The organism is Streptomyces ortus (genome assembly GCF_026341275.1).
Lineage (GTDB): Bacteria > Actinomycetota > Actinomycetes > Streptomycetales > Streptomycetaceae > Streptomyces > Streptomyces ortus.
This window is the reverse complement of record NZ_JAIFZO010000002.1, coordinates 1,494,813-1,520,795: the sequence shown is the minus strand read 5'-3', so window position 1 is coordinate 1,520,795 and position 25,983 is coordinate 1,494,813. Positions and strand designations below refer to the sequence as shown.

General features: G+C 71.7%; 19 protein-coding genes and 1 pseudogene. 6 read left to right on the top strand and 14 right to left on the bottom strand.

Annotated elements, in window-relative coordinates:
* Nucleotides 1-212 precede the first annotated feature (212 nt).
* Together lipA and lipB are read right to left on the bottom strand one after the other, a co-directional pair.
* A complete protein-coding gene (gene lipA, locus K3769_RS10010) occupies nt 213-1,178 on the bottom strand; it encodes a lipoyl synthase (RefSeq protein WP_267026075.1) in 966 nt (321 codons plus the stop codon).
* A 125-nt stretch (nt 1,179-1,303) separates the two neighbouring features.
* A pseudogene (gene lipB, locus K3769_RS10005) lies at nt 1,304-2,086 on the bottom strand (lipoyl(octanoyl) transferase LipB); the annotation flags it as partial.
* A gap of 303 nt (nt 2,087-2,389) precedes the next feature.
* Here lipB and K3769_RS10000 point away from each other — a divergent pair.
* Nucleotides 2,390-3,871 (top strand): NsdA family TPR-like regulatory protein, encoded by a 1,482-nt coding sequence (locus K3769_RS10000; protein WP_267026074.1) that lies wholly within the window; start codon nt 2,390-2,392, stop codon nt 3,869-3,871.
* 193 nt (nt 3,872-4,064) lie between these two features.
* Here K3769_RS10000 and K3769_RS09995 read toward each other — a convergent pair whose 3' ends face one another.
* Together K3769_RS09995 and K3769_RS09990 are read right to left on the bottom strand one after the other, a co-directional pair.
* A complete protein-coding gene (locus K3769_RS09995) occupies nt 4,065-5,450 on the bottom strand; it encodes an NAD(P)/FAD-dependent oxidoreductase (protein ID WP_267026073.1) in 1,386 nt (461 codons plus the stop codon).
* Nucleotides 5,451-5,645: 195 nt separating this feature from the next.
* Nucleotides 5,646-6,545, bottom strand: coding sequence for a TIGR01777 family oxidoreductase (locus tag K3769_RS09990; protein WP_267026072.1), 900 nt, complete (start codon nt 6,543-6,545; stop codon nt 5,646-5,648).
* Between the two features lie 95 nt (nt 6,546-6,640).
* Between K3769_RS09990 and K3769_RS09985 the strand changes: the two genes are divergently transcribed.
* Entirely contained in the window at nt 6,641-7,129 is a 489-nt protein-coding gene (locus tag K3769_RS09985) for a GNAT family N-acetyltransferase (protein WP_267026071.1), read from the top strand.
* A gap of 35 nt (nt 7,130-7,164) precedes the next feature.
* Here the strand turns inward: K3769_RS09985 and K3769_RS09980 are convergent, their stop codons facing one another.
* Nucleotides 7,165-8,349: a MarP family serine protease gene (locus K3769_RS09980; protein WP_267026070.1), complete on the bottom strand. Its 1,185-nt coding sequence runs from the start codon at nt 8,347-8,349 to the stop codon at nt 7,165-7,167.
* 188 nt (nt 8,350-8,537) lie between these two features.
* On the opposite strand from K3769_RS09980, the gene K3769_RS09975 reads away from it, so the two are divergent.
* Nucleotides 8,538-9,356, top strand: coding sequence for a peptidoglycan recognition protein family protein (locus K3769_RS09975; RefSeq protein WP_267026069.1), 819 nt, complete (start codon nt 8,538-8,540; stop codon nt 9,354-9,356).
* Nucleotides 9,357-9,398: 42 nt separating this feature from the next.
* Here the strand turns inward: K3769_RS09975 and K3769_RS09970 are convergent, their stop codons facing one another.
* On the bottom strand, nt 9,399-9,917 hold the full coding sequence (locus K3769_RS09970; RefSeq protein ID WP_267031306.1) for a DUF4240 domain-containing protein: 519 nt from the start codon (nt 9,915-9,917) through the stop codon (nt 9,399-9,401).
* A gap of 154 nt (nt 9,918-10,071) precedes the next feature.
* Between K3769_RS09970 and K3769_RS09965 the strand changes: the two genes are divergently transcribed.
* Nucleotides 10,072-11,049, top strand: coding sequence for an SDR family oxidoreductase (locus K3769_RS09965; RefSeq protein ID WP_267026068.1), 978 nt, complete (start codon nt 10,072-10,074; stop codon nt 11,047-11,049).
* Here K3769_RS09965 and K3769_RS09960 read toward each other — a convergent pair.
* From K3769_RS09960 to leuA, 8 genes are all read right to left on the bottom strand, one after another.
* Nucleotides 11,040-12,074 (bottom strand): helix-turn-helix transcriptional regulator, encoded by a 1,035-nt coding sequence (locus K3769_RS09960; RefSeq protein ID WP_267026067.1) that lies wholly within the window; start codon nt 12,072-12,074, stop codon nt 11,040-11,042. The two genes, K3769_RS09965 and K3769_RS09960, sit on opposite strands and share 10 nt — an antisense overlap.
* Nucleotides 12,075-12,244: 170 nt before the next feature.
* Entirely contained in the window at nt 12,245-14,950 is a 2,706-nt protein-coding gene (aceE, locus tag K3769_RS09955; RefSeq protein WP_267026066.1) for a pyruvate dehydrogenase (acetyl-transferring), homodimeric type, read from the bottom strand.
* 239 nt (nt 14,951-15,189) lie between these two features.
* The gene (locus tag K3769_RS09950; RefSeq protein ID WP_267026065.1) at nt 15,190-15,831 is read right to left on the bottom strand and encodes a GntR family transcriptional regulator; all 642 of its coding nucleotides are present in this window, start codon (nt 15,829-15,831) and stop codon (nt 15,190-15,192) included.
* Nucleotides 15,832-16,048: 217 nt separating this feature from the next.
* Nucleotides 16,049-17,893: a 2-oxoglutarate dehydrogenase, E2 component, dihydrolipoamide succinyltransferase gene (gene sucB / locus K3769_RS09945; protein WP_267026064.1), complete on the bottom strand. Its 1,845-nt coding sequence runs from the start codon at nt 17,891-17,893 to the stop codon at nt 16,049-16,051.
* A gap of 67 nt (nt 17,894-17,960) precedes the next feature.
* A complete protein-coding gene (gene lpdA / locus K3769_RS09940) occupies nt 17,961-19,349 on the bottom strand; it encodes a dihydrolipoyl dehydrogenase (RefSeq protein ID WP_267026063.1) in 1,389 nt (462 codons plus the stop codon).
* A gap of 236 nt (nt 19,350-19,585) precedes the next feature.
* Nucleotides 19,586-21,127: a leucyl aminopeptidase gene (locus K3769_RS09935; protein WP_267026062.1), complete on the bottom strand. Its 1,542-nt coding sequence runs from the start codon at nt 21,125-21,127 to the stop codon at nt 19,586-19,588.
* A gap of 379 nt (nt 21,128-21,506) precedes the next feature.
* Entirely contained in the window at nt 21,507-22,217 is a 711-nt protein-coding gene (locus K3769_RS09930; RefSeq protein ID WP_267026061.1) for a TerB family tellurite resistance protein, read from the bottom strand.
* Between the two features lie 173 nt (nt 22,218-22,390).
* Entirely contained in the window at nt 22,391-24,112 is a 1,722-nt protein-coding gene (gene leuA, locus K3769_RS09925; RefSeq protein WP_267026060.1) for a 2-isopropylmalate synthase, read from the bottom strand.
* Between the two features lie 417 nt (nt 24,113-24,529).
* Here leuA and K3769_RS09920 point away from each other — a divergent pair, with 417 nt between their 5' ends.
* Together K3769_RS09920 and K3769_RS09915 are read left to right on the top strand one after the other, a co-directional pair.
* Nucleotides 24,530-25,600 carry a M4 family metallopeptidase gene (locus tag K3769_RS09920; protein ID WP_267026059.1) on the top strand — a complete coding sequence of 357 codons (1,071 nt, stop codon included), beginning with the start codon at nt 24,530-24,532 and terminating at the stop codon, nt 25,598-25,600.
* Nucleotides 25,601-25,644: 44 nt separating this feature from the next.
* Complete coding sequence (locus K3769_RS09915; RefSeq protein ID WP_267026058.1) at nt 25,645-25,911, top strand: protealysin inhibitor emfourin; 267 nt, start codon at nt 25,645-25,647, stop codon at nt 25,909-25,911.
* Nucleotides 25,912-25,983 lie beyond the last annotated feature (72 nt).

Sequence of the window (25,983 nt, the reverse complement as noted above, 5' to 3'; positions counted from 1 at the left end):
ACCAGGGCGTGACCGACCGGTCAAACGCCAGTGAAGCCTTGATGGGCGGGCCCGAAACCGCGACGCGGCCCCGAGGCGGCCCCCATCTGCGGGGACGCCCGGGACCGCGTCGTACAGGCCATTACCGATGAGTAGCCGCTTGTGCGCAGATTCACACGCGCGGCTGGCACTGCATGCCATTCGGCGGGGTGTCCGCCGGTGGCCGGTACGGCTCAGACAGCCTGCGAGGCGACGTACGCGCCCCGCTTCTCGATGGCCATCTGGTAGAGGCGGCCGGCCCGGTACGAGGAGCGGACCAGCGGGCCCGACATGACCCCGGAGAAGCCGATCCGGTCGGCCTCCTCCTTCAGCTCCACGAACTCGTGCGGCTTCACCCAGCGCTCGACGGGGTGGTGACGCACGGAGGGCCGCAGGTACTGCGTGATGGTGACCAGCTCGCAGCCCGCCTCGTGGAGCTGGCGCAGCGCCTCGCTGACCTCCTCGCGGGTCTCGCCCATGCCGAGGATCAGGTTCGACTTCGTGACCAGACCGTAGTCGCGGGCCTCGGTGATGACCTTCAGCGACCGCTCGTACCGGAAGCCCGGGCGGATGCGCTTGAAGATGCGGGGGACCGTCTCCACGTTGTGCGCGAAGACCTCCGGGCGGGAGGAGAAGACCTCGGCGAGCTGGGCCGGCTCGGCGTTGAAGTCCGGGGCCAGCAGCTCGACCTTGGTGCGGCCCTCGGCGCGGTCGGCGGTCTGCGCGTGGATCTGGCGCACGGTCTCGGCGTACAGCCAGGCGCCGCCGTCCGCCAGGTCGTCGCGGGCCACGCCGGTGATGGTGGCGTAGTTCAGGTCCATGGTGACCACGGACTCGCCCACACGGCGGGGCTCGTCGCGGTCCAGCGCCTCGGGCTTGCCCGTGTCGATCTGGCAGAAGTCGCAGCGCCTCGTGCACTGGTCGCCGCCGATGAGGAACGTGGCCTCGCGGTCTTCCCAGCACTCGTAGATGTTGGGGCAGCCCGCCTCCTGGCAGACCGTGTGCAGGCCCTCGCTCTTCACGAGGTTCTGCATCTTCGTGTATTCGGGACCCATTTTCGCCCGGGTCTTGATCCACTCGGGCTTGCGCTCGATGGGGGTCTGAGCGTTCCGGACCTCCAGGCGCAGCATCTTGCGTCCGTCGGGTGCGACTGCGGACACATCGGCTCCCTGTAGCTTCGATTCTTCGGCGTACACCAGGGTACGCCCGTTCGGTGCGTGGCCTCCGAGGAGGGGAACCTTCGGGAACGGGGGTGCATTCCCGGTCCTTCTCTCGCCCCCGCCCCCTCCACCGCCCGGGGCAAAAGCTCCGCGCCCCCCAGCACATCCCCGAGATGCCGCTCGACCACGGGCAGCACCTCCGCGATGCCCACATCCCGCCCCAACTCGTGCGCCAGCGACGTAACCCCCGCATCCCGTATCCCACAAGGAATGATCTTGTCGAAGCTGGACACGTCGGGATTCACGTTCAGGGCGAACCCGTGCATGGTGACCCCCTTGGCCACCCGGATCCCCACCGCGCAGATCTTCCGGTCCTCCCGCCGCTGCCCGGCGTTGGAGGGCGCGTACTCGGGCCCGTTCAGCCTCGGGTCGAACTCGTCGTCCGCCACCCGGGGATCGAGGTCGAGGGTGAGCCCGCCGAGCGCCGGCCGCTGGTCCACCGGGTCGCCCAGGACCCAGACACCCGCCCGCCCCTCCACCCGGCTGGTCACGACGCCGAACTCCGCGCAGACCCGGATCATCGCGTCCTCGAGCCGCCGCAGGTGGGCGACGACGTCCACCGGACGCGGCAGCTTCTGGATCGGGTAGCCGACCAGTTGCCCCGGGCCGTGCCAGGTGATCTTCCCGCCCCGGTCCACGTCGATGACGGGCGTGCCGTCGAGGGGCCGCTCGTTGTCCGCCGTACGCCGGCCGGCCGTGTAGACGGGCGGGTGCTCAAGGAGCAGACAGGTGTCGGGGATCTCGTCCTGAAAACGGGCGGTGTGGATACGGCGCTGCTCGTCCCAGGCTTCCTGGTACTCGACGGCGTCCGCACCGAAACCCATGCGGACGAACCGCAGCTCACTCACGGCAAGCGCCTCCCTTGCAAGAGTTCGTGGGCCCGTGACCGGTCCCTCGTGGGCCCGTGACCGGTCCCGTAAGGCTCGTAACGCCCCACGCCACTGTACGTCCGGTCGGCGCGCGTCAGCCCTGAGGGCAATCCTCACACGATCGGATGAATGAACACCAAAGTGTGCGATCGGTTGCTTACAGACCGCTACATTCGCGCCGTTCACGAGGCATATCAGGGCTGCTCAAGGCATGGCGGCCGACCTCGCCCCGGGCCTGCCCGCGCAGGCCCCCAGCCCGGAAGGCAGGAGTTCGCACCGCAGATGACGGAACGACCCGCGCAGCGCACCCCCAACCGTCAGCTCGCCGCACTTATCGCAGAAGCGGGGTTCTCCAACGCGGGGCTCGCCCGTCGAGTGGACCAGCTCGGCCTCGAACACGGTCTCGATCTGAGATACGACAAGACATCGGTGACCCGCTGGCTGCGAGGGCAGCAGCCCCGCGGCACCACACCGGCCCTGATCGCCGAGGTGTTCACCCGCCGCCTCGGCCGCCGGCTCAGCGCACAGGACCTCGGACTCGACGCCTGCGCACCCGTCTACGCGGGACTCGAGTTCGCCGCCACGCCGGAGGAGGCCGTCGACATCGTCGGCGGGCTCTGGCGCAAGGACTCGGGAAGCCATGCCGAGCTGCGCAAGATCGCGTTCACCCCGGCCGGGCTCGTCGTGCCCAGCCGGGACTGGCTGATCGGCCGGGCCGACGACCGGGTGAGCCGCGGCGACCCCGGCGCCGCGCGCATCCCCGTACAGGGCGGCCGACCGGTTTCCGTCAAGCCGCTGGCCTTGCCGGAACAGGTCAGACCGCCGTTCCGGCAGCGTGCGGGGACCGAGCGCGGCCCCGGGCAGCGGGTGACCGCGGGCGACATCGCGGCCCTGCGCTCGGTCGGCGAGCTCTTCCGCACCCTCGACAACGCGTACGGCGGAGGGCACGCCCGGCAGGCCCTCGTGCGGTACCTGGAGCACGAACTGGAACCGATGCTCCGCGGCACGTACGGCGAGCAGACGGGGCGCCGGCTGTTCGCCGCGGCGTCCGACCTGACCCGGCTGGCGGGCTGGACCTCGTACGACATCGCCGCGCACGGGCTCGCTCAGCGTTACTTCGTGCAGGCGCTGCGGCTCTCGCAGGCGGCGGCGGACCGGGCGTACGGCTCGTACGTGCTGGTCACGATGAGCCGGCAGGCCGTCTACCTCGGGCACGGGCGCGAGGCGGTGCAACTGGCCCGGGTCGCCCAGCAGGGCGTGGGTTCGTCCGCGCCGCCCGTCGTCCAGGCGCTGCTGTACGCGGTCGAGGCACGCGGCCACGGGGTGCTCGGCGAGGTGCGGGCGGCCACGGCCTCGCTCGTGCGGGCCGAGCGGGCGCTGGAGGTCGCCCGGCCGGGGGACGAAGTCCCGTACTGGGCCCGGTTCTTCGACGAGGCGCAGCTCGCGGACGAGTTCGGGCACTGCCACCGGGATCTGCAGCAGTACCGGGCGGCGGCCCAGCATGCCGAGCGGTCGCTGCAGTTGCGCGCGCCCGGGTATGCGCGCAGCCGGCTCTTCTGCCGGGTGGTCCTCGCCTCGGCGCGGCTCGGGCTCGGGGAGCTGGACCAGGCGTGCCAGCTGGGGGCGGAGGCGGCGACGCAGGCGGCGGAGATGCGGTCGGTCCGGGCGCTGGAGTATGTGCGGGACTTCGAGCGGCGGTTGGAGCCGTATCGGGATGCCGCGCCCGTCCGGGGGTATCGCGACAAGGTCGCGGCTCTGGGATGACTCCGGGGGAGGTCGCGGGCCGGCGGGGGGCTCGCGCCGCCCCCTGCGCCCCCGCGCCCCCAGGAACAAAAGATTGCGCCGTTCCCCGCGCCCCTAAAGGCAAAAGATTGCGCCGTTCCCCGCGCCCCTGAAAGCAAAAGACAACTGATTGCGCCGTTCCCCGCGCCCCTAATGGGGCGTGGGGAACGGGGTGTTATGCGGCTGTGGTGGTCGGTAAGGGGGCAGTCGCCGGCGCCGTCGCTGGGGCACCCAGGTCCTTGAGGAGGGCCCTCGCCGCCCGGTGGCCCGAGTGCAGGGCACCCTGCACCGTGCTCGTGCCCCGGTGGTCGCCGCAGACGTACAGGCCCGCCAGCAGACGCACCGGACGGCGCGGATCGTGCGGCGCCGGCATCGCCGGGACCGCGTCGGGCGTGTGGTGCACCGCCAGCAGCTCCCACCGGTGCGTGGCGGTGCCGTAGAGGGCCGCCAGATGCGCGCGTACCGCGCGGTCCGTCTCCGCCTCCGTGTCCCCGGGCGGTGCGCCCAGGACCGTCGAGGAGATCAGGGCGCGGCCCACGGGCGCCCGGGACGGGTCGACCTGGCTGATGACCGCCGTGTGGGCCACGGGCCCCCGGCGGTCCGCGTCCAGGAGCAGTGCCGCGTCCGTCAGGGGCGGCTCGTCCGCCGTGTGGTGCACCACCGTCACCGGGTGGCAGGGCGGCACCCGCAGACCGGGCAGCAGCTCCGCCGCGGCGCGGGCGCCGGTCGCCACCAGGACCGCCCGGCAGCGGAGTTCACCGTGCTCGGCCGTCGTCACGGACGTCGTCGAGACGGCGGTGGCCCGTACGCCGGTGCGGACCGTCCCCGGCGGCAGAGCCGCGGCGAGCAGCTCCGGCAGGGCGTCCGCACCTCCCTCGGGCACGCACAGCCGCCCGGCGGCGAAGGCCCGGAGCGCGAGGTCGGCGCACCGGCTGGACGTCGTCAGCTCCGGGTCGCAGAGCAGCGCCGCCAGCAGGGGGCGCAGAAAACCCTCGACCGTACGGGCGGGCATGCCGCGGGCCGCGAGCGCCCGCCCGGCGGGCCGTTCGGGCCGGACCAGCAGCCGCTCCACGGGAACCGTCGCGACCCGGCCGAGCGCCGCGGCCAGCCGGGCCTGGTCGAGCGCGCCCCCGAGCGGGGGATACGCCCGCGACACGGGCGCGGCGGCGGCCGGGGACAGCTGCCGTAGCCTGCGCGGGGGGCTCACAAAGGCGCGCGCCGCGTCGAGTGCGCCCCTTGTGCCCCCGGCGCTCGCGGGCTCGCCCGCCCGGTGCACACGCCCCTCGGCGTGGACGAGCACACCTGGGGCGAACGGGCGCAGGACCAGGGCGTCCAGGCCGGGCGTCAGCCGCAGTTCGGGGTACGAGGTGGAGAGGAGCCGTCCGACACGGTCGAGACGGAAACCGTCGATCTTCTCGGTCGCCATCCGGCCGCCGACCTGAGGGGCGGCTTCCAGGACGACGGTCGACACACCTGCGCTGTTCAGCCGTTGGGCGGCCGAGAGTCCCGCGACCCCGGCCCCCACGATGACGACGTCCGCCTGGCAAGCGGGCTCAAGCACGTGCCCCTCCTAGAGGTCGCGCGGCTGCTTGGAGGCGTCCCGCCCCCAACGGGTATCCGGAATACCCGACTTCGGGACGAGCGTAGGGCCGCGACCGGCCGGCGGAACTCGCGCATGAGCAGGGCACGGTCGCACGCCGGTCGCATGTGGTCGGCGCGCGCGGGCGGGAACCGTGCCCGGTAGCGGAATCCGCAGTTACGCCCGAGCCGCCCGGACGGCCTCCTCGATGCCGGGGAACGCGAAGGTGAAGCCCGACTCCAGCAGCCGGGCGGGACGGACGCGCTGGCTGCCCAGCACCTCCTGGGCCATCTCGCCTAGCACGGCCTTCAGCACGGGCGCGGGCACCTGGAACAGGGTGGGCCGGTGCAGGACGCGCCCCATGGCGGCCGTGATCTCGCCGTTGGTGAGCGGCTCCGGAGCCGTCAGGTTGAAGGGCCCGGACAGGGAATCGGAATCGATCAGGAACCGCAGCGCGGCCACGTGGTCGTGCAGCGCGATATAGCTCCAGTACTGCCGCCCGTCGCCCATCTTCCCGCCGAGCCCCGCCCGGAACAGCGGGAACAGCCGTCCCCAGGCGCCGCCCTCGCGGGCCACCACCAGTCCGGTGCGGGCGAAGACGGTCCGTACGCCCGCCTCCCGCGCGGGCGCCGCCGCCTCCTCCCACTCCACGCACAGCGAGGGCAGGAACCCGTCCCCGGGCGGCGCGCTCTCGTCCACGGCCCGCGTGCCGGTGTCCCCGTAGAAGCCGATGGCGCTGCCGTTCAAAAAGACCCGCGGCGGCCGGTCGAGGGAGGCGGCGGCCTCCGCGAGCGCGGCCGTGCCGAGGAGGCGGCTGTCGCGGATCGTCCGCTTGTAGGCGTCGGACCAGCGGCGGTCGGCGATCCCGGCGCCCGCGAGGTTCACCACGGCGTCGCAGCCGGTCAGGCCCACCGCGTCCACGTAACCGCGTTCGGGGTCCCATTCGACCTCGTCCTCCGTCCGGGGCGTACGGCGTACCAGCCGCACCACCTCGTGCCCGTCAGCGGTCAGTGAGCGCACCAGGGCCGTACCGATCAGGCCCGACGCGCCGGCCACGGCGATTCGCGAAGCTTCCATGACCCCATCCTGCGCCAGTCTCCCCGCGAACACCGCGTCCAGGGTGCCCGCGGCCCGGAGTGGCGCGTGGGGGAGCCGGCTCTACAGTGGCCTCCATGACCGAGCCGTACATCCGCACCGCGGTGCCCGAGGACGAGGAGGCGCTGGGCCGTCTCGACCGCGAGGTCTGGTCCTACCGGCACGCGGTCGGACCCCGGGAGCAGCCGCCGTACGAGCCGTTCTTCAACGACCGCTCCGGGCCCCGCGACCACCTGGTCGCCGAACTGGGCGGGCGGCTCGTCGGCTACGTACGGCTCGGATTCCCCACCCCGCTCGCGTCCAACGCGCACGTCCGGCAGATCCAGGGCCTCGCCGTCGCCGACGAGGCCCGCGGCCACGGAGTGGGCCGGGCCCTGGTCCGCGCCGCCGTCGAGGAGGCCCGCCGCCGGGGCGCACGCCGGATCACGCTGCGCGTCCTCGGCCACAACACGCCGGCGCGCAGGCTGTACGAGTCGGAGGGCTTCGCGGTCGAGGGGATCCAGCCGGAGGAGTTCCGGCTGGCCGGCGAGTACGTGGACGACGTACTCATGGGCCGCAGGATCTGACCCGCGCGGCACGGGCCCTCAGCGGCCGACGTGGCTCACGACGTCACGAGGTCTCCCGTGTCCACCGGTGACGACGCCTTCGCCGCGCGGGCCGCGTCGTCCGCGACCTCGTCGGCGGTGAGTACGTAACCCGTCTCGGCGTCGCTCGTGGAGCGGGCGAAGACGACGCCGAAGACCTTGCCGTCGGTGGTCAGCAGGGGGCCGCCGGAGTTGCCGGGGCGGACCGTGGAGCGGATCGAGTAGATCTCGCGGCTGACCGTGTCGGAGCCGTAGATGTTCCGGCCCTGCGCGTCGATCTTGTTGGCGACCGTGGCCGCCTGGAGGTCCAGCCCGCCGTCCTGCGGGTAGCCCGCGACCACGGCCGCGTCACCGCGCTTCGCACTCGTGTCGAACGACAGCACGGGAGCCCTGAGCCCCGGCACGTCGAGCACGGCCACGTCCTTCTGCGGGTCGAAGAGGACGACCTCCGCCTCGTACGCCCGGCCGGTGCCGCCCACCCGCACGGTCGGGTCGTCGATGCCCGCCACCACGTGCGCGTTGGTCATCACGTGCTCCGCGGCGAACACGAAACCGCTGCCCTCGCGGCCCTGCGTGCCGACGGCGCCCTCGACCTTCACCGTGGAGCGCTGCGAGGCCCGCGTGGCGGCGGCGGTGACGCTGTCCCCGGAGGGCTTGGCGACCGAGGCCGTCGGCTCGTTCTCGAAGGGGTTGAAGACCTGCGGGAAACCGGCCTCCGTGAGCGCCGAGGTGGCCCGGGAGAACCAGGTCGGCGTCGTCTCCGGCATCGTGTCCTGCACCGCCCCGAGCAGCGCGGAGTCCCGGATCGCGGAGGTGACGACGGGCGAGGCCGACGCGCCGAGGACACTCGCGGCCACCCAGGCCACGAGCAGCACGGAGACCGTGTTCGCCGCGGCGCCGCCCACGCCGTCGACCACGCGCAGGGAACCCCCGTCCAGCTCGCGGCGCAGCTTCAGGCCCAGGCGCCCCGCCAGCTCGTGGCCCACCGCGGCGGGCAGCAGCACGGTGAGCACCGCCGTGACCGTCGCCGCCGTGGTCCCCGCCTCCACCAGGTCCATCACCCAGGGCAGCACCCATACGCCGATGACGGCACCGCCCACGAAGCCGGCCAGCGAGACACAGCCCGCGACCAGTCCGCGCCGGTAGCCGGACGCCGCGTAGCCGAGAATGACCAGCAACAGCAGGATGTCGAGCAGGTCCACGGAGCTCCCTTTCTCTTGGGCCCCCTAATACGCGCCGGGCGGGCCCAGTGATCAGGTACGCGCGTGGGGGACCGGCCGGCCGGCACACGTGCGTGGACCTGTAGAAACGTCCCGGACCGGGGCGTTGGTTCCACCGGGTGGCACACCACACATCGCGGACCCTCCCGCTCTCCCGGAGAGTGGATCGCATGTGCGCCCACCGGAGCCCGCTCACGGCCCGCATACCCCGCCTGCCGCGCGTCGTCCCGGCCCGGCTGCCCCGGCCCGCGCGCGCCGGGCTGGCCTGCGTCCCCGGCCTCGCGGCCGTCGCCGCGCTGGTGCTCTGCGCGGTGGGCGTCGACCGGACGCCGGGTGACGGCGGGCGGGCCGTCGCGGCCCGCGCGTCGGTCGGGCACCGGGCCCCGAAACCGCCCATCGTGCCGCGGGACCGCTGGCTGGGCGACGCCGCGTCCACCCAGCCGCCGACCCGGTACGCCGACCGGGTGTCCGCCGTCTTCGTGCATCACACCGACTCGCCCAACGGCTACGACTGCGCCGACGCGCCCCGCATCATCCAGTACCTGTACACAGGGCAGGCCGGAGTCCGGCACTGGGACGACATCGGCTACAACTTCCTCGTCGACCGCTGCGGCACGGTGTACGAGGGCCGGGCGGGTGGCGTCGAGCGGGCCGTCGTCGGTGCCCACACCCAGGGCTTCAACGTCGGCACGGCGGGCATCGCCGCACTCGGTACGTTCACCGCGGGCGTGCCCGTGCCCAAGGCGATGACCGACGCCATCGCGGCCGTCGCCGCCTGGAAGCTGGGGCTCACCGGCGTCGATCCGCGCGCCCCCGTCCGGCTCGTGTCCACCAACAGCCTGAGCAAGTACCCGGCGGGCACCCGCGCCACCTTCACCGCCGTCTCCGGCCACACCGACGGCTACTGGACCGCGTGCCCGGGCGCCGCGCTCACGGCCCGGCTGCCCGCGATCAGACAGCAGGCGGCGCGGTTGCAGGGACGTCACTGAGCGCGCCGGGCCGCGAGGTCCCCCGCACAGCGCTGCTCGGCGTCAGTCCGCGAAGCGGTCCCACAGGCGCGGCAGGCGTTCCGCAAGGAGCGAGTGGTTCTCCAGGTCGAACGGGGTGCCCAACGGCTCGGGAGGCGCCGCCGGGATGCCCAGATCGGGGGCGACCGCGCCGGTGAGCTGCTCGTACGCCTCGTCGGCCGCGTACCCCAGTTCCTCGGCGTCCCCGTCGACCTCGTCGTCGAAGTCCCCGAGCAGGTCGGCCAGTTTGTCAGGATCGTGCACGGCGCCCTCGTACGTCTCCCGGCCCTGGCCGATCAGCCAGCAGCGGAAGAAGTCGAAGGCGTCGTCGCCGGCCCCGTCGAGCAGGATCCAGGCGGCGCCCCACAGGTCCCAGGTGTACGCGCGGTTGTAGCGGGCCTCGAAGTGACGGGCGAAGTCGAGGACCATCTCGGGGTCCAGCCGGAGCAGCCGTTCGACGAGCAGGTCGGCCTGCTCCTCGGGGTCGCCCTCGGCGGCCTCGCGGGTCGCGTCCACCAGCTCCCAGAACTCCGTCTCGTCCATCACGGGACAAGCATCGGGCCTGGACCCGGCCCGCGCACCCGGGGACGGGCGGATCGTTATGCGCGCACATGCCGCCGGAATGCGTCCGGAATGCGTCCGCGCGCCGCGGGAAATCACGACAGCGGATGTCGCCATTCGGCGAGATGCTCGGTCCATGGAGAGAGCAGAGCAGGCAGTACAGGGGAACGCGGGACCGCTCGGCGGCAGGATCGCGCTGGTCGCGGGCGCCACCCGGGGTGCCGGACGGGCCATGGCGGTCGAACTGGGGCGCGCGGGCGCCACGGTGTACGTGACGGGACGTACGACCCGCGACCGGGTCAGCGAGGTGGGCCGGACCACCGAGACGATCGAGGGGACGGCCGAACTGGTCGACGAGGCGGCCCGCGCCGCCGGCACGGCGGGCCGGGGGATCGCCGTACCCACGGACCATCTGGAACCGGAGCAGGTACGGGAGCTGGTCGGGCGCATCGACCGGGAGCAGGGCCGCCTCGACATCCTCGTCAACGACATCTGGGGCGGTGACGTCCACCTCGACTTCACGGCGGACAAGCAGCCCGACATGTGGGACATGGATCTCGAAAAAGGGCTGCGGATCATGCGGCTGGGCATCGAGTCGCACCTCGTGACCAGCCACATCGCGGCGCCCCTGCTCATCCGTAACCCCGGCGGACTGCTCGTCGAGGTCACGGACGGCACCGAGGAGTACAACCGGCGCTACCGCAAGCCGTTGTTCTACGACCTCGCCAAGACGGCCCCGATCCGGATGGCGTACGACCTGGGGGAAGAACTGAAGGAGTACGGCTGTACGGCGGTCTGCGTCACTCCGGGCTGGCTGCGCTCGGAGGCGATGCTCGACACCGCGTTCAAGGTCACCGAGGAGAACTGGCGGGACGCCTGCGCGGACGTACCGCACTTCGCGATCTCCGAGTCGCCCACGTACGTCGGGCGGGCCCTGGTCGCCCTGGCCGCCGACCCGGACGTGGCCCGCTGGAACGGGCAGTCGCTGTCCAGCGGCGGCCTGGCCCAGGAGTACGGCTTCACCGACGTCGACGGCTCGGCGCCCGACGCGTGGCGCTACCTGCTGGAGGTGGAGTCGCAGGGCAAGCCGGCGGACGTGACGGGCTACCGCTGACCCTCGGTCTCACCGTCCGGTGGGCCCGGGTCGCCGTAGTACGCGGCGAGCCGGGCCGCGGCGTCGGAGAAACGTTTCCTTAGTTCGGCCGGCTCCAGGACCTCCGCCTCCGGGCCGAGGGAGAGGAACTGCGTGTACGCGACGTCGTACGACTCGACCGGCAGCGTGAGCGTCACCCGGCCCTCGCCGTCGGGCGGGCCCGCCGCGTCCAGGGCCTCCTGGGCCGAGAGCGGGTCGACGGTGTGCTTCAGCCGGCGCGCGCCCGCCTCGGTGAGGCGCACCACGATCGTCGCCCGCAGGAGGGAGCGGGCGAACTGCTCGGCCTGCTCCGCCCAGAAGCCCGGGAGGTCGAAGGACTCGTCGCGCTCGAAGCGGTCGTTCGCCGGTTCGGCGGAGGTGAAGCGTTCGATGCGGTAGACCCGGAAGGGTGCTGGTCGCTGTTCCGGTGCTGGTTCCGGACCGACCACTCTGGCGCACACGTACCAGACGCCGGCCTTGAGGACGAGTCCGTACGGCTCCAGCTCGCGTTCCGGTTCCGTTTCCCCGCGCCGGTAGCGTGCGGTGATCCGGCGGTCGTCCCAGACCGCTTCCGCGATCGCGGGCAGCAGGTCGGGGGTCTTCGGCTCGGCGAACCACGCGGGGGCGTCCAGGTGGAAGCGCTGGGCCGCGGTGCGGGAGGCGTCCCTGAGGGAGGGCAGCAGGGCGGCGGACACCTTCAGGAGGGCGGCGGAGGAGGCGTCCTCCAGGCCCATCTGGCGCAGGGCGCCGGGTACGCCGGAGAGGAACAGGGCCTCCGCCTCGCCGCGGGCGAGGCCTGTCAGCCGGGTCCGGTAGCCGCCGACGAGCCGGTATCCGCCGGTGCGCCCGCGGTCGGCGTACACCGGGACGCCGGCCTCCGACAGCGCCTGCGCGTCCCGCGTGATCGTCCGCTCGGACACCTCCAGCTCGCGCGCCAGCTCGGCGGCGGTCATGGAGGACCGGGACTGCAGGAGCAGCACCATCTTGATGAGCCGGGCAGCACGCATGGCTCCCATGATGCAGGTGGCCCCGCGGGTCGAACGGGCGGGGTCGTCGCTCGCGAAGGCGCGGCCGGCGCCGAGGTGCCCGTTCGCGCAGTTCCCCGCGCCCCTTCAGGGGCGCGGGGAACTGCGCAATCTTTTGGGGCGCGGGGCCCGGCCCCGGGGAACCAGGGGAACTACAGGCCGTACTTCGCGCGGGCTTCCTTTACCGCGGATGCGGGTACCTCGCCCCGTCGCGCCAACTGCGCAAGCGCCGCGACGACGATCGACTCCGCGTCGACACCGAAGTGCCGCCGCGCCGCCGCCCGCGTGTCGGAGAGACCGAACCCGTCCGCGCCCAGCGACGAGTAGTCCTGCTCGACCCACTGTGCGATCTGGTCCGGCACCTGCCGCATGTAGTCGGAGACGGCCAGCACCGGCCCCTGCGCACCCTGCAGCGCCTGCCGCAGGAACGGCACCCGCTCCTCACCCCGCAGCAGCGCCGCGTCGGCCTCCAGCGCGTCGCGCCGCAGCTCCGTCCAGGACGTGGCGGACCAGACGTCCGCGGCCACCCCCCACTCCTCGGCGAGCAGCTTCTGCGCGTCGAGGACCCAGTGGATCGCCGTACCGGAGCCGAGGAGCTGGATCCGCGCGGCGTTGGCGGCGTTGACCTGGACGCCCGCCGACTCCGCCGTGTTGAAGCGGTAGAGCCCCTTGACGATGCCCTCGTCGACACCGGCGGCGGAAGGCTTCGCGGGCTGCGGGATCGGCTCGTTGTAGACGGTCAGGTAGTAGAAGACGTTCTGGTCCTCGCCCGGGGCGGCCTCGCCGTACATCCGGCGCAGCCCGTCCTTGACGATCGTCGCGACCTCGTACGCGAACGCCGGGTCGTAGGAGAGCGCGGCGGGGTTCGTCGCGGCGATCACCGGCGAGTGGCCGTCCGCGTGCTGCAGGCCCTCGCCCGTCAGCGTCGTACGCCCGGCCGTCGCGCCGACCAGGAAGCCGCGGCCCAGCTGGTCGCCGAGCTGCCACATCTGGTCGGCCGTGCGCTGCCAGCCGAACATCGAGTAGAAGATGTAGAAGGGGATCATCGTCTCGCCGTGCGTGCTGTACGCGGTCGACGCGGCGATGAAGTCCGCCATGGAACCGGCCTCGGTGATCCCCTCGTTGAGGATCTGCCCGTCCTTGGCCTCCTTGTAGTACATCAGCTGGTCACGGTCGACCGGCTCGTACGTCTGGCCCTTGGGGGAGTAGATCCCGAGCGAAGGGAAGAGGCTCTCCATGCCGAAGGTGCGCGCCTCGTCGGGGACGATCGGCACCCAGCGCTTCCCGGACGTCTTGTCCCGGACCAGGTCCTTGACCAGGCGTACGAAGGCCATGGTCGTCGCCACGTTCTGCGAGCCGGAGCCCTTGTCGAAGGCCGCGAACGCCTTGTCGGCGGGCGCGGGAAGGGGCGCGAGCGGCTGCGTACGGCGGGCCGGGGCCGGGCCGCCGAGGGCCGCGCGGCGCTCCTGGAGGTAGCGGACCTCGGGGGAGTCGGCGCCGGGGTGGCCGTAGGGGACGACGCCGTCGACGAAGTCGCTGTCCTTGATCGGCAGCTCCAGCAGATCACGCATCTGCTTGAACTCGTCCGTCGACAGCTTCTTCATCTGGTGGTTGGCGTTCTTCGACGCGAAGCCCGTACCGAGGGTGTGACCCTTGACCGTCTGGGCCAGGATGACCGTCGGAGCACCCTTGTGCTCGACGGCGGCCTTGTACGCCGCGTACACCTTGCGCGCCTCGTGGCCACCGCGGGAGAGGTGGAAGCACTCCAGGATCTTGTCGTCGCTCAGCAGCTTCGCCAGCTCGACGAGTGCCGGGTCCGAGCCGAAGAAGTCCTGTCGGATGTAGGCGGCGTCGCGGGTCTGGTACGTCTGCACCTGCGCGTCCGGGACCTGGCGCAGGCGGCGGACGAGGGCGCCCGTGGTGTCGAGCCGGAAAAGCTCGTCCCAGGCGTTGCCCCACAGCGACTTGATGACGTTCCAGCCGGCGCCGCGGAACTGGGCCTCCAGCTCCTGCACGATCTTGAAGTTCGCGCGGACCGGACCGTCGAGGCGCTGCAGGTTGCAGTTGATGACGAAGGTGAGGTTGTCCAGGCCCTCGCGGGAGGCCAGGGCGAGTGCCGCGGTCGACTCGGGCTCGTCCATCTCGCCGTCACCGAGGAACGCCCACACGTGGGACGCCGAGACGTCCTTGATGTTGCGGTTGGTGAGGTAGCGGTTGAAGCGCGCCTGGTAGATCGCGGAGAGCGGGCCGAGGCCCATCGACACCGTCGGGAACTCCCACAGCCAGGGCAGGCGCCGCGGGTGCGGGTACGACGGGAGGCCGTTGCCGCCCGCCTCCTGGCGGAAGTTGTCGAGGTGCGCCTCGGTCAGCCGGCCGTCGAGGAAGGCGCGGGCGTAGATGCCGGGGGAGGCGTGGCCCTGGATGTAGAGCTGGTCGCCGGACCCGTCGGCCTCCTTGCCCTTGAAGAAGTGGTTGAAGCCGGTCTCGTAGAGCCAGGCAGCGGAGGCGAAGGTGGCGATGTGGCCGCCGACGCCGTGTTTCGCGCCGCGGGTCACCATCGCGGCCGCGTTCCAGCGGTTCCACGCGGTGATCCGGCGCTCCATCTCCTCGTCGCCGTCCACGGTGGGCTCGGCGGCGGTCGGGATGGTGTTGACGTAGTCGGTCTCAAGCAGCTTGGGCAGCGCGAGTCCGTTGCCCTCGGCGCGCTCCAGCGTGCGGCGCATCAGGTACGCGGCACGGTGCGGCCCGGCCGCCTCGGTGACGGCGTCGAGGGAGGCCTGCCACTCGGCGGTCTCCTCGGGGTCGCGGTCCGGGAGCTGGTCGAGCTCGCTCGGCTGGATAGCGGTGGGGTCGGTCATTGCGCCGCCTTCCGGATGCGGAGGGGGTTCCCTCGTCGGCAAGGGGTGTGTCGGGGGATGCCCTTGGTCTTTGGCAGGACAGGGCGGCGGGCTCGTGTGGGAGCCCGCCGATGACAATAACTCGCTGATCGATGATCGATCAAAGGGTTGAAGGGCAAAACCTCTTGATCACGAGAAAGTAGGCACGCGGTGCCTTCGCCGTGGGCACGGGGTGCCTTGTTTTCGCAGGTGAGGCGGGTTCAGGTGGTGGGTTCGTCGCCCGTTCTGGGGGCGCACCCCAGCACATGCGCCTTCACCAGCTCCGCGATCAGCGGGTCCCGGCGCCGGAACGCCGCCACCAGGGCCTCGTGCTCCTCCGCGTACGACTGCTGGACCGTGCCCAGCCAGCGGATCGACAGGGCCGTGAAGACCTCGATGCCCAGGCCCTCCCAGGTGTGCAGCAGCACGCTGTTGCCCGCGGCGCGCACGAGCTCGCGGTGGAAGGCCACCGTGTGGCGGACCTGGCCCGTGCCGTCGGCCCTGCGGTCGGCCTCGTACAGGGCGAGGACGTGCGGTTCCAGGGTCGAGCAGTCGGCCGCCAGGCGCTCGGCGGCCAGCTCCGCCGCGATGGCCTCCAGACCGGCCCTGACCGGGTAGCTCTCCTCCAGGTCGGCCGCGGTCAGATTGCGTACGCGTACGCCCTTGTTCGGGGCCGACTCGATCAGCCGCAGGGACTCCAGCTCGCGCAGGGCCTCCCGTACGGGGGTCTGGCTGACCTCCAGCTCGGTGGCGATCCGGCGCTCCACGATCCGCTCGCCCGGCTTCCAGCGCCCGCTGACGATCCCCTCCACGATGTGCTCGCGGATCTGCTCGCGGAGCGAGTGGACGACGGGGGCGGTCATGGAGGGCTCCTTCGTTTTGACCTTTAGACAATAAGGCCGTGCGTTGGCGGGAGAGGGGTGCGCGGCGTGCTTTGACGCAGGTGAGATGAGCCACGGCGCCGGGCCGGAGCGGCCGTTCGCGCAGTTCCCCGCGCCCCGGGGGGCGCGGACAACGCGAAGGTGCCCCCGTCCGGCGAACCGGGCGGGGGCACCTCGTCGTGCGTTGCGGCGGCGGAGCCTACAGGCCGAGCTCGACCTCGAACTCGCCCGCCTCGAGGATCGCCTTGACCGCGGTCAGGTAGCGGGCGGCGTCCGCGCCGTCCACCAGGCGGTGGTCGTACGACAGCGTCAGGTACGTCATGTCCCGGACGCCGATGACCGTGCCCTCGTCCGTCTCGATGACGGCCGGACGCTTGACCGTCGCGCCGATGCCCAGGATCGCGACCTGGTTCGGCGGCACGATGATCGTGTCGAAGAGCGCCCCGCGCGAACCGGTGTTGCTGATGGTGAAGGTCGCGCCGGACAGCTCGTCCGGAGTGATCTTGTTCGCCCGGACCTTGCCCGCGAGCTCGGCGGTGGCCTTGGCGATACCGGCGATGTTGAGGTCGCCCGCGTGCTTGATGACCGGAGTCATCAGGCCCTTCTCGGAGTCCACCGCGATACCGATGTTCTCGGTGTCGAAGTAGGTGATCGTGCCCTCGTCGACGTTGATCCGGGCGTTGACGGCCGGGTGGGCCTTCAGCGCCTGGGCCGCCGCCTTCACGAAGAACGGCATCGGGGAGAGCTTGACGCCCTCACGCGCCGCGAAGGAGTCCTTCGCCTGCGCGCGGAGCTTCATCAGCCGGGTGATGTCGACCTCGACGACTGAGGACAACTGGGCCTGCTCGTGCAGGGCCTTCACCATGTTGTCGCCGATGACCTTGCGGATGCGGGGCATCTTCACGGTCTGGCCACGCAGCGGAGAGGCCTCCAGCGTCGGTGCCTTCTTGCCGGCGCTCGGCGCGGCCGACGCGGCGGCCGGAGCCGGAGCGGCGGCAGCGGCCTTCGCGGCCTCGGCGGCGGCGATGACGTCCTGCTTGCGGATCCGCCCGCCGACGCCGGTGCCCTTGACGCCGGACAGGTCGACGCTGTTCTCCGCGGCGAGCTTGCGCACCAGCGGGGTCACGTACGCGCCGTCGTCACCGGAGGTCGCGGCGGGCGCCGCGGCCGGGGCGACGGGAGCGGGAGCCGGTACCGGCGCGGCCGGAGCCGGGTCGGGGGCCGGAGTCGTCTGCTGCTGCGGCGCGGGAGCCGAGGGCGCCTGCGGAGCCGGCGCGGCCGGTGCCGGAGCCGCGGGGGCCGGGGCCTCGGCCTTCGGGGCGGCCGGAGCCGGAGCCGGGGCGGCGGGGGCCGGGGCCTGCTCGGCCGGGGCGGGGGCCTCGGCCTTGGGGGCCGCCGGAGCCGCGCCGGGAGCACCGATGACGGCCAGCTTCGCGCCGACCTCGGCGGTCTCGTCCTCGCCGACCACGATCTCCAGCAGCACACCGGAGGTGGGCGCCGGAATCTCGGTGTCGACCTTGTCCGTGGAGACCTCGAGCAGCGGCTCGTCGGCCTCGACCGACTCGCCGACCTCCTTGAGCCAGCGGGTGACGGTGCCCTCGGTGACCGACTCGCCCAGTGCCGGAAGCACCACGTCGGTGCCCTCGGCGCTGCCGCCGCCGGAGGCGGCCTCGGCGGTCGGGGCCGGCGCCGGAGCTTCGGTCTCGGTGGACGGGGTGGCCTGCGGGGCCGGCTCCGGAGCCGCGACGGGCTCGGGCTCGGGGGCGGGCTCGGCGGCCGGGGCGGACTCGGCGGCGGGGGCGCCCGAGCCGTCGTCGATGACGGCCAGCTCGGCGCCGACCTCGACGGTTTCGTCCTCGGCGACCTTGATGGAGGCGAGCACACCGGCTGCGGGGGAGGGGATCTCGGTGTCGACCTTGTCGGTGGACACTTCGAGCAGCGGCTCGTCGGCCTCGACGCGCTCGCCCTCGGCCTTCAGCCAGCGGGTGACAGTGCCCTCGGTGACGCTCTCACCGAGCGCCGGAAGGGTTACGGAAACCGCCATGGTTTCGGTTGCTCCTTACGAATTGCGGAAGTCTGTGTCGTCGCGTCGTGCGGTGACCGAGGGTCGGTCAGTCGTGCGAGTGCAGCGGCTTGCCCGCCAGCGCGAGGTGGGCCTCGCCCATCGCCTCGTTCTGCGTCGGGTGGGCGTGGATGAGCTGCGCGACCTCGGCCGGCAGCGCCTCCCAGTTGTAGATCAGCTGGGCTTCGCCCACCTGCTCGCCCATACGGTCGCCGACCATGTGGACGCCGACCACGGCACCGTCCTTGACCTGGACGAGCTTGATCTCGCCCGCGGTCTTGAGGATCTTGCTCTTGCCGTTGCCCGCGAGGTTGTACTTCAGAGCGACGACCTTGTCCGCACCGTAGATCTCCTTGGCCTTGGCCTCGGTGATGCCCACGGAGGCGACCTCCGGGTGGCAGTACGTCACCCGGGGCACGCCGTCGTAGTCGATCGGGACGGTCTTGAGACCGGCCAGACGCTCCGCCACCAGGATGCCCTCGGCGAAGCCGACGTGCGCGAGCTGGAGCGTCGGGACGAGGTCACCCACGGCCGAGATGGTCGGCACGTTGGTGCGCATGTACTCGTCGACCAGGACGTAACCGCGGTCCGTCGCGACGCCCTGCTCCTCGTAGCCGAGACCGGCGGAGACCGGGCCGCGGCCGATGGCGACCAGGAGGATCTCCGCCTCGAAGGTCTTGCCGTCGGCGAGGGTCACGCGGACGCCGTCCTGCGTGTACTCGGCCTTCTCGAAGAACGTGCCGAGGTTGAACTTGATGCCGCGCTTGCGGAACGCGCGCTCAAGAAGCTTGGAGCTGTTCTCGTCCTCGACCGGGACGAGGTGCTTGAGACCCTCGATCACGGTGACGTCGGTGCCGAACGACTTCCACGCGGAGGCGAACTCGACGCCGATGACACCGCCGCCCAGCACGATCGCGGACTGCGGTACGCGGTCCAGCGTCAGCGCGTGGTCCGAGGAGATGATGCGGTTGCCGTCGATGTCCAGGCCCGGCAGCGACTTCGGCACGGAGCCGGTCGCCAGGAGCACGTGACGGCCCTCCACGCGCCGCCCGCCGACGTCCACGGAGGTGGCGGACGACAGACGTCCCTCACCCTCGATGTACGTCACCTTCCGGGAGGACACGAGGCCCTGCAGGCCCTTGTACAGGCCGCTGATCACGTCGTCCTTGTACTTGTGGACGGCGGCGATGTCGATGCCCTCGAAGGTGGCCTTGACACCGAACTGCTCGCTCTCGCGTGCCTGGTCGGCGATCTCGCCGGCGTGCAGCAGGGCCTTGGTGGGAATGCAGCCGTTGTGCAGGCAGGTGCCGCCGAGCTTGTTCTTCTCGATCAGGGCGACGTCCAGGCCCAGCTGCGCTCCGCGCAGGGCCGCGGCGTAGCCGCCGCTACCACCGCCGAGGATCACTAGGTCGAAAACGGTGCTGGCGTCGTTCGCCACGTCACGTCCTCCATGCATGTGCGCCGGCCCCGGTCTTCAGTGACCGGGCGGCGGCTGGTGTGGCCGCTCTTTCTTCGGCCCTGAGGTGGGCCCTGTCCTGCCGAGAACCCATCTTCGCACTTGTCGCCGACACTCGGGACGCCGGGCCGGGCTGTGAGACGTCTGATCGATCACACGGACCCCGCCGGCCCGCGTCCGCCGTACGACGGACGCGGGCCCGATGCGGCGGGCGGGCGTCAGCCCAGGTCGCCCGCGGCGGTCAGCTCGGCCAGCCGCACCAACGTACGCACGGCGGACCCCGTACCGCCCTTCGGCGTGTAACCGAACGGCCCCTGCTCGTTGAAGGCGGGCCCGGCGATGTCCAGGTGCGCCCAGGTGATGCCCTCGCCGACGAACTCCTTCAGGAAGAGCCCGGCCACCAGACCGCCGCCGTAGCGCTCGCCCATGTTGGCGATGTCGGCGGTCGGGGAGTCCATGCCCTTCTTCAGGTGGTCCGGCAGCGGCATCGGCCACGCGGGCTCGCCGACCTCCTCGGCGGCCTCGTGCACCGCGGTGCGGAACGCGTCGTCGTTCGCCATGATCCCGAACGTGCGGTTGCCGAGCGCCAGCATCATCGCGCCGGTCAGCGTCGCCACGTCGACGATCGCGTCGGGCTTCTCCTCGGACGCCTTGGCGAGCGCGTCGGCGAGCACGAGCCGGCCCTCGGCGTCGGTGTTGAGGACCTCGACGGTCTTGCCGCTGTACATGCGCAGCACGTCGCCCGGACGGGTGGCGGAGCCGGACGGCATGTTCTCGGCGAGCGCGAGCCAGCCGGTCACGTTGACCTCGAGACCCAGACGCGCGGCGGAGACGACCGCGGCGAACACGGCGGCGGCACCGCTCATGTCGCACTTCATCGTCTCGTTGTGCCCGGCGGGCTTGAGCGAGATACCGCCCGAGTCGTACGTGATGCCCTTGCCGATGAAGGCGAGGTGCTTCTTCGCCTTCGACGAGGTGTACGAGAGCTTCACCAGCCGGGGCGCGGACGCGGAACCGGCGCCGACGCCGAGGATGCCGCCGTACCCGCCCTTGGCGAGCGCCTTCTCGTCGAGCACCTGCACCTTGATGCCGTGCTCCTTGGCCGCGGCCTGCGCGACAGCGGCGAAGGCCTCCGGGTTCAGGTCGTTCGGCGGGGTGTTGATGAGGTCGCGGGCGCGGTTCAGCTCCTCGGACACGGCCGTGGCGCGCTCGATCGCCGCCTTGAAGGCCTTGTCGCGGGACTTGCCGCCGAGCAGTGCGGCCTCGCCGAGCGGGGCCTTGCCCTTCTTGGCGCCGTTCCCGTCCTTGGCGGTCTCCTTGTACGCGTCGAAGGAGTACGAGCCCAGCAGCACGCCCTCGCCGATGGCGCCCGCGTCGGCGGCGTCCGAGACCGGCAGGGCGAACGCGGCCTTCTTGGTGCCGGCCAGGGCGCGGGCGGCGACGCCGGCGGCGCGGCGCAGCGTCTCCGCGGAGAAGGAGCCGTCCTTCTCCGGCAGGGCGCCGAGGCCGACCGCGACGACGAGCGGTGCCTTGAAACCGGACGGCGCCGGCAGCTTCGTCACCTCACCCTCGCCGCCGGAGGCGCCGAGGGTCTCCAGAACGTCGGCGAGCCTGCCGTCGTACGCCTTGTCCACGGCTTCGGCGCCCGGTGCGACCGCCAGGTCCCCGGACTTGGACCCGGTGACCTTGGCGACACCGACGACGATCGCGTCGGTGCGCAGACCGGGCGCCGCGGCGGTGCTGAGAGTGAGAGCAGTCACGGTGGTGAAATCTCGCTTCCGTTGAGTTCTGTGGCCGGCGGGGGTGTGGTCGGCCCGGGGGATTCGAGTCCCGCCCCCGAGCCTACGCGCGCCGCACCCCTCGCCTCCTACCAGAGGGGTCCCCGCCCCCGCCGCCCCTACCCTCCCCGTCACTGCATGGGGGCTGCGCCCCCTCGCCCCCTGATCGCGCTGCGCGCTCGTCCTCAAACGCCGGACGGGCTGAAGATGCGCATCTTCAGCCCGTCCGGCTACATCTCAGCCCGTCCGGCGTTTGAGGACAAAGGGGGCGAGGGGGCGGAGCCCCCATGCGTGGACGGGAACGGGTAGGGGCGGCGGGGGCGCGGGGAACCGCGCGGCCGGCGCCCACCGGGCGGCGCCGTCAGGAGGGCGTGCGGGCCGCCGTGAGGAGGCGGGTCACGTCGTCCGTGCAGATGGTGAGCGCCGCCCCGACCGTCGTCAGAGCCTCCCGCTCCGCAGGCGTGTAGGGACCGTCCGCGAGCGCGATCCGCGCGCCCTGCAGCAGGATCGCCTCCCGCCCCGCGGGCGCGAGATGCGGCGCCAGCGGATCCAGCGCCTCGTGCAGCTCTATGGACAGCCCCGGCCCGCACGGCTCGCCGAAGATCCGCCCGGTGTCGGCCGCGAGCGCCTCCACGAGCGCGGCCAGCTGCTCCTCCGTACAGTCGTCGAAGCCCGCGGAGCGAACAGCCACCGCGGCCGTCTCCAGCGACGTACGCGCGCACGTACCCCCCGCGGCGAGCACGGCGAGCGCGACCGTGTGGACGGCGTCGCGGAGCATCGCCGAGAAGCGCGTCGTGGTCGGGTGGTCCAGGACGTCGGCGCTGTAGTGGTCTCCGCAGGCCGCGCACTCGACGACGGGCCCCGTCTCGCCGCGCGGCATGACCGGGACGCCGAGGCAGGTGAAGCGCCGGCGCCCGGTGAGGCGCTGGTAGTTGCGGTCGCCTCCGCAGCCCGGACAGAAGAACTCGCCGTCGCCGACGGTGGTCCACGCGGTCCTGGTTCCGAGGATGCGCGAAACGCCCATGGCGCCGGCGCGGACAAACCGGCCGTTTCGACCCCATCCTGGCAGCACGTTCGCACCTCCGTAACCCCACGGCAACATCGCCGCGTTGGCGTGATGTTAGCCACATTGTTGATGCGGAGTCAGTACCCCGGGAGTGGCCACTCGTCGACATGGCCGGATAAACGCAGTGGCCCCGGCCGCCTGTGAGGCGGACGGGACCACAGAAACGCAGGTGAACGGCCCTATCGCGTGGCGCGGTTGACGGCGGAGACGACAGCCTTCAGTGAGGCGCGTGTCGTATTCGCGTCGATACCGATCCCCCACAGAACCTTGTCGCCGATCGCGACCTCGATGTACGAGGCGGCCACCGCGGAGGCGCCCTCGCTCATCGTGTGCTCCTGGTAGTCCAGCAGGCGGGCGTCGACGCCGATGCCCTGCAGGGCGTGGAAGAACGCGGAGATCGGGCCGTTGCCGGTACCGACCAGCGTGGTCTCGGTGCCGTCGACCTCGGCCTCGACGGTCAGCGTGTCCACACCGTCCTTGTCGGTCGTGGACTGGCCGTTGCGGACCTGGACGCGGCCCCAGGGGTTGTCCGGGTTCGGCAGGTACTCGTCCTGGAAGGCCGCCCAGATGTCGCCGCCCGTTACCTCGCCGCCCTCGGCGTCCGTCTTCGCCTGGATGATCTTCGAGAACTCGATCTGCATCCGGCGCGGCAGGTCCAGCTTGTGGTCGTTCTTCAGGACGTACGCGATACCGCCCTTGCCGGACTGCGAGTTGACCCGGATGACGGCCTCGTACGAGCGGCCGACGTCCTTGGGGTCGATCGGCAGGTACGGGACGGCCCACTCGATGTCGTCGACCGTGACGCCTTTGGCGGCGGCGTCGGCCTCCATCGCGTCGAAGCCCTTCTTGATGGCGTCCTGGTGGGAGCCGGAGAAGGAGGTGTAGACGAGGTCGCCGACGTAGGGGTGCCGGGCGTGGACCTCCATCTGGTTGCAGTACTCGGCGGTGCGCCGGACCTCGTCGATGTTCGAGAAGTCGATCTGCGGGTCGACACCCTGCGAGAACAGGTTCATGCCCAGCGTGACCAGGTCGACGTTGCCGGTGCGCTCGCCCTGCCCGAACAGACAGCCCTCGATGCGGTCGGCGCCGGCCATCAGCGCCAGCTCGGCGGCGGCCACCGCCGTACCGCGGTCGTTGTGCGGGTGGACGGACAGGCAGACGTGCTCGCGGCGCGACAGGTTGCGCGACATCCACTCGAAGCGGTCCGCGTGCGTGGAGGGGGTGGAGCGCTCCACGGTGGCGGGCAGGTTCAGGATGATCTCGCGGCCCGGACCCGGCTGCCAGACGTCCATGACGGCCTCGCAGACCTCCAGGGCGAAGTCCAGCTCGGTGTCGGTGAAGATCTCGGGGCTGTACTGGTACCCGAAGGTCGTCTCGGGGCCCAGCAGCTTCTCCGCGTACTCGACGACCAGGCGGGTGCCGTCGACGGCGATCTGCTTGATGTCGTCCCTGGAGCCGCGGAAGACGACGCGGCGGAAGACGGGGGCCGTGGCGTTGTACAGGTGCACGTTCGCGCGCCTGGCGCCCTTCAGCGACTCGACGGTCCGCTCGATCAGGTCCTCGCGGGCCTGGGTCAGTACGGAGATCGTGACGTCCTCGGGGATCGCGCCCTCTTCCTCGATGATCGAGCGCACGAAGTCGAAGTCGGTCTGTCCGGAGGCGGGGAAACCGACCTCGATCTCCTTGTAGCCCATCGACACCAGCAGGTCGAACATCTCGCGCTTGCGCGCGGGCGACATGGGGTCGATCAGGGCCTGGTTGCCGTCACGCAGGTCGGTGGAGAGCCAGCGGGGAGCGGTGGTGATCCGGTTGTCCGGCCACGTGCGGTCAGGGATGTCGACCTGATCGTACGGGCGGTACTTGTGGATCGGCATGGACGTGGGCTGCTGGCGGTTCGCCATGATGCGAGGGCTCCTCTTGGTCCGCTTGATCCTCGGAACCGGTGGGTTCTGGGTCCGAGGGACGGCCGACGGCGCAACGCCAGAACTCCGCGGGGAGGGGGTCGGCCTCGACTACAGGCCCTCGCCGCGGCAGCTAAGAAGAAGCAGCCCGTAACGCATGATGTTCAGCACCCTACCGGAATGGCGGCGCCCCGCCCCCCGCGTATCACCATGCGGGACACCCCTCCCAGGATTGCGCCGTTCCCCGCGCCCCTTGAAGCCAAAAGACTGCGCCGTTCCCCGCGCCTCTGAATCGCTTGGGGCGCGCGCATCTGTCCGTACAGGAAACCGGACCCCCTCGCCCCCCTTATCCCCCCATTTCACCAATCATGGTTGCCCCTAGTGACAGTTACGTCACACAGTGCAATGGTGCCGGGCATGACGACAAACGGCAGCTTCGAGCCCGTCTTCTGCACCATCATTCCGCCTCACGTCCTCGACACCCTGTCCCGGGCGGAGGACCGAGCGCTCGCCGGCAAGGCCCGCCGCACCCTGGAGCGGGACGCCCTGGAGCGCACCCGCCGCCGGCTGACGACAGTCCTCGGCGCACCCGCCCTCGCCCCGCCGAGCGGCACCGCCGACGACGAACCCCACCGCACGATCTACGACGCGAAGCACCGGCAGGACCTGCCGGGCAAGAAGGTGCGCGGTGAGGGCGACAAGCCCGGCAAGGACGCCACGGTCAACCGCGCCCACGCCGGCCTGGGCGCCACCTTCGACCTGTACCTGAAGGCGTACGAGCGCAACTCGATCAACGGCGAGGGACTGCCGCTGAACGCGACCGTGCACTTCGACGAGGACTACAACAACGCCTTCTGGAACGGCGAGCAGATGGTGTTCGGCGACGGCGACGGCGAGATCTTCCTCGACTTCACCATCCCCGTCGACGTCATCGGCCACGAGCTCACGCACGGCGTCACGCAGTACACCGCGAACCTCACGTACTTCGGCCAGCCGGGCGCGCTCAACGAGTCGATGTCCGACGTCTTCGGCTCACTCATCAAGCAGTACGCGCTCGGCCAGAGCGCCGCCGAGGCCGACTGGCTGATCGGCGCGGGCCTGCTCGCCCCGCGCGTCACCGGCACGGCCCTGCGCTCGATGAAGGCCCCGGGCACGGCGTACGACGACGACGTGCTCGGCAAGGACCCGCAGCCCGCCACGATGGACGACTACGTCCGCACCGGCCGCGACAACGGCGGTGTGCACATCAACTCCGGCATCCCCAACCACGCCTTCTACCTGGCCGCGACCGCCCTCGGCGGCAACGCCTGGGAGAAGGCCGGAAAGATCTGGTACAGCGTGCTGACCGGTGGCGCGCTGGACTCGCAGGCGAGCTTCTCGGACTTCGCGACCCTGACCCTGGCCCAGGCACGCACCCTGTTCGGCGAGGGCGAGGAACTGCAGGCCGTCACCAAGGCATGGGAACAGGTCGGGGTCCCGACCGGCTGAACGGAACATGGCTCGGGCCCGCGATTCGTACTAGACAGGGACCCATGCGTATTCAGGTACGACGCACCGGCGGATTCGCGGGCATCGAGCGGCACGCCGAGGTGAACACCTCGGGCCGCGCCGACGCCCAGGACTGGCACGCCCTGGCCGAGCAGGCGGTCGCCGCCGGCCGGGGCACGCCCCCCATCGGCGTTCCGGACGGCTTCAGCTACCAGATCACGGTGGACGGCAGGACGGTCTACTGCGCGGACCCACGGCTCACGGACGAGCAGAGAAAACTGATCTCAAGGGTCCTGAAGGAGGGCGCGTAGGCATCCGCCGGAACCCCGACGGAGCCGGTACGGGACCAGTAACGGCCACTTCTCGCAACGCCGTTGACTTCG

What these genes read in the sequence shown, in the direction of transcription:
- leuA (WP_267026060.1), bottom strand. Translation starts at nt 24,112, where the DNA reads ATGGCGAACCGCCAGCAGCCCACGTCCATGCCGATCCACAAGTACCGC.
- aceE (WP_267026066.1), bottom strand. Translation starts at nt 14,950, where the DNA reads ATGACCGACCCCACCGCTATCCAGCCGAGCGAGCTCGACCAGCTCCCG.
- K3769_RS09985 (WP_267026071.1), top strand. Translation starts at nt 6,641, where the DNA reads ATGACCGAGCCGTACATCCGCACCGCGGTGCCCGAGGACGAGGAGGCG.
- K3769_RS09960 (WP_267026067.1), bottom strand. Translation starts at nt 12,074, where the DNA reads ATGCGTGCTGCCCGGCTCATCAAGATGGTGCTGCTCCTGCAGTCCCGG.
- K3769_RS10000 (WP_267026074.1), top strand. Translation starts at nt 2,390, where the DNA reads ATGACGGAACGACCCGCGCAGCGCACCCCCAACCGTCAGCTCGCCGCA.
- sucB (WP_267026064.1), bottom strand. Translation starts at nt 17,893, where the DNA reads ATGGCGGTTTCCGTAACCCTTCCGGCGCTCGGTGAGAGCGTCACCGAG.
- K3769_RS09970 (WP_267031306.1), bottom strand. Translation starts at nt 9,917, where the DNA reads ATGGACGAGACGGAGTTCTGGGAGCTGGTGGACGCGACCCGCGAGGCC.
- K3769_RS09990 (WP_267026072.1), bottom strand. Translation starts at nt 6,545, where the DNA reads ATGGAAGCTTCGCGAATCGCCGTGGCCGGCGCGTCGGGCCTGATCGGT.
- K3769_RS09920 (WP_267026059.1), top strand. Translation starts at nt 24,530, where the DNA reads ATGACGACAAACGGCAGCTTCGAGCCCGTCTTCTGCACCATCATTCCG.
- K3769_RS09915 (WP_267026058.1), top strand. Translation starts at nt 25,645, where the DNA reads ATGCGTATTCAGGTACGACGCACCGGCGGATTCGCGGGCATCGAGCGG.
- K3769_RS09950 (WP_267026065.1), bottom strand. Translation starts at nt 15,831, where the DNA reads ATGACCGCCCCCGTCGTCCACTCGCTCCGCGAGCAGATCCGCGAGCAC.
- K3769_RS09965 (WP_267026068.1), top strand. Translation starts at nt 10,072, where the DNA reads ATGGAGAGAGCAGAGCAGGCAGTACAGGGGAACGCGGGACCGCTCGGC.
- K3769_RS09975 (WP_267026069.1), top strand. Translation starts at nt 8,538, where the DNA reads ATGTGCGCCCACCGGAGCCCGCTCACGGCCCGCATACCCCGCCTGCCG.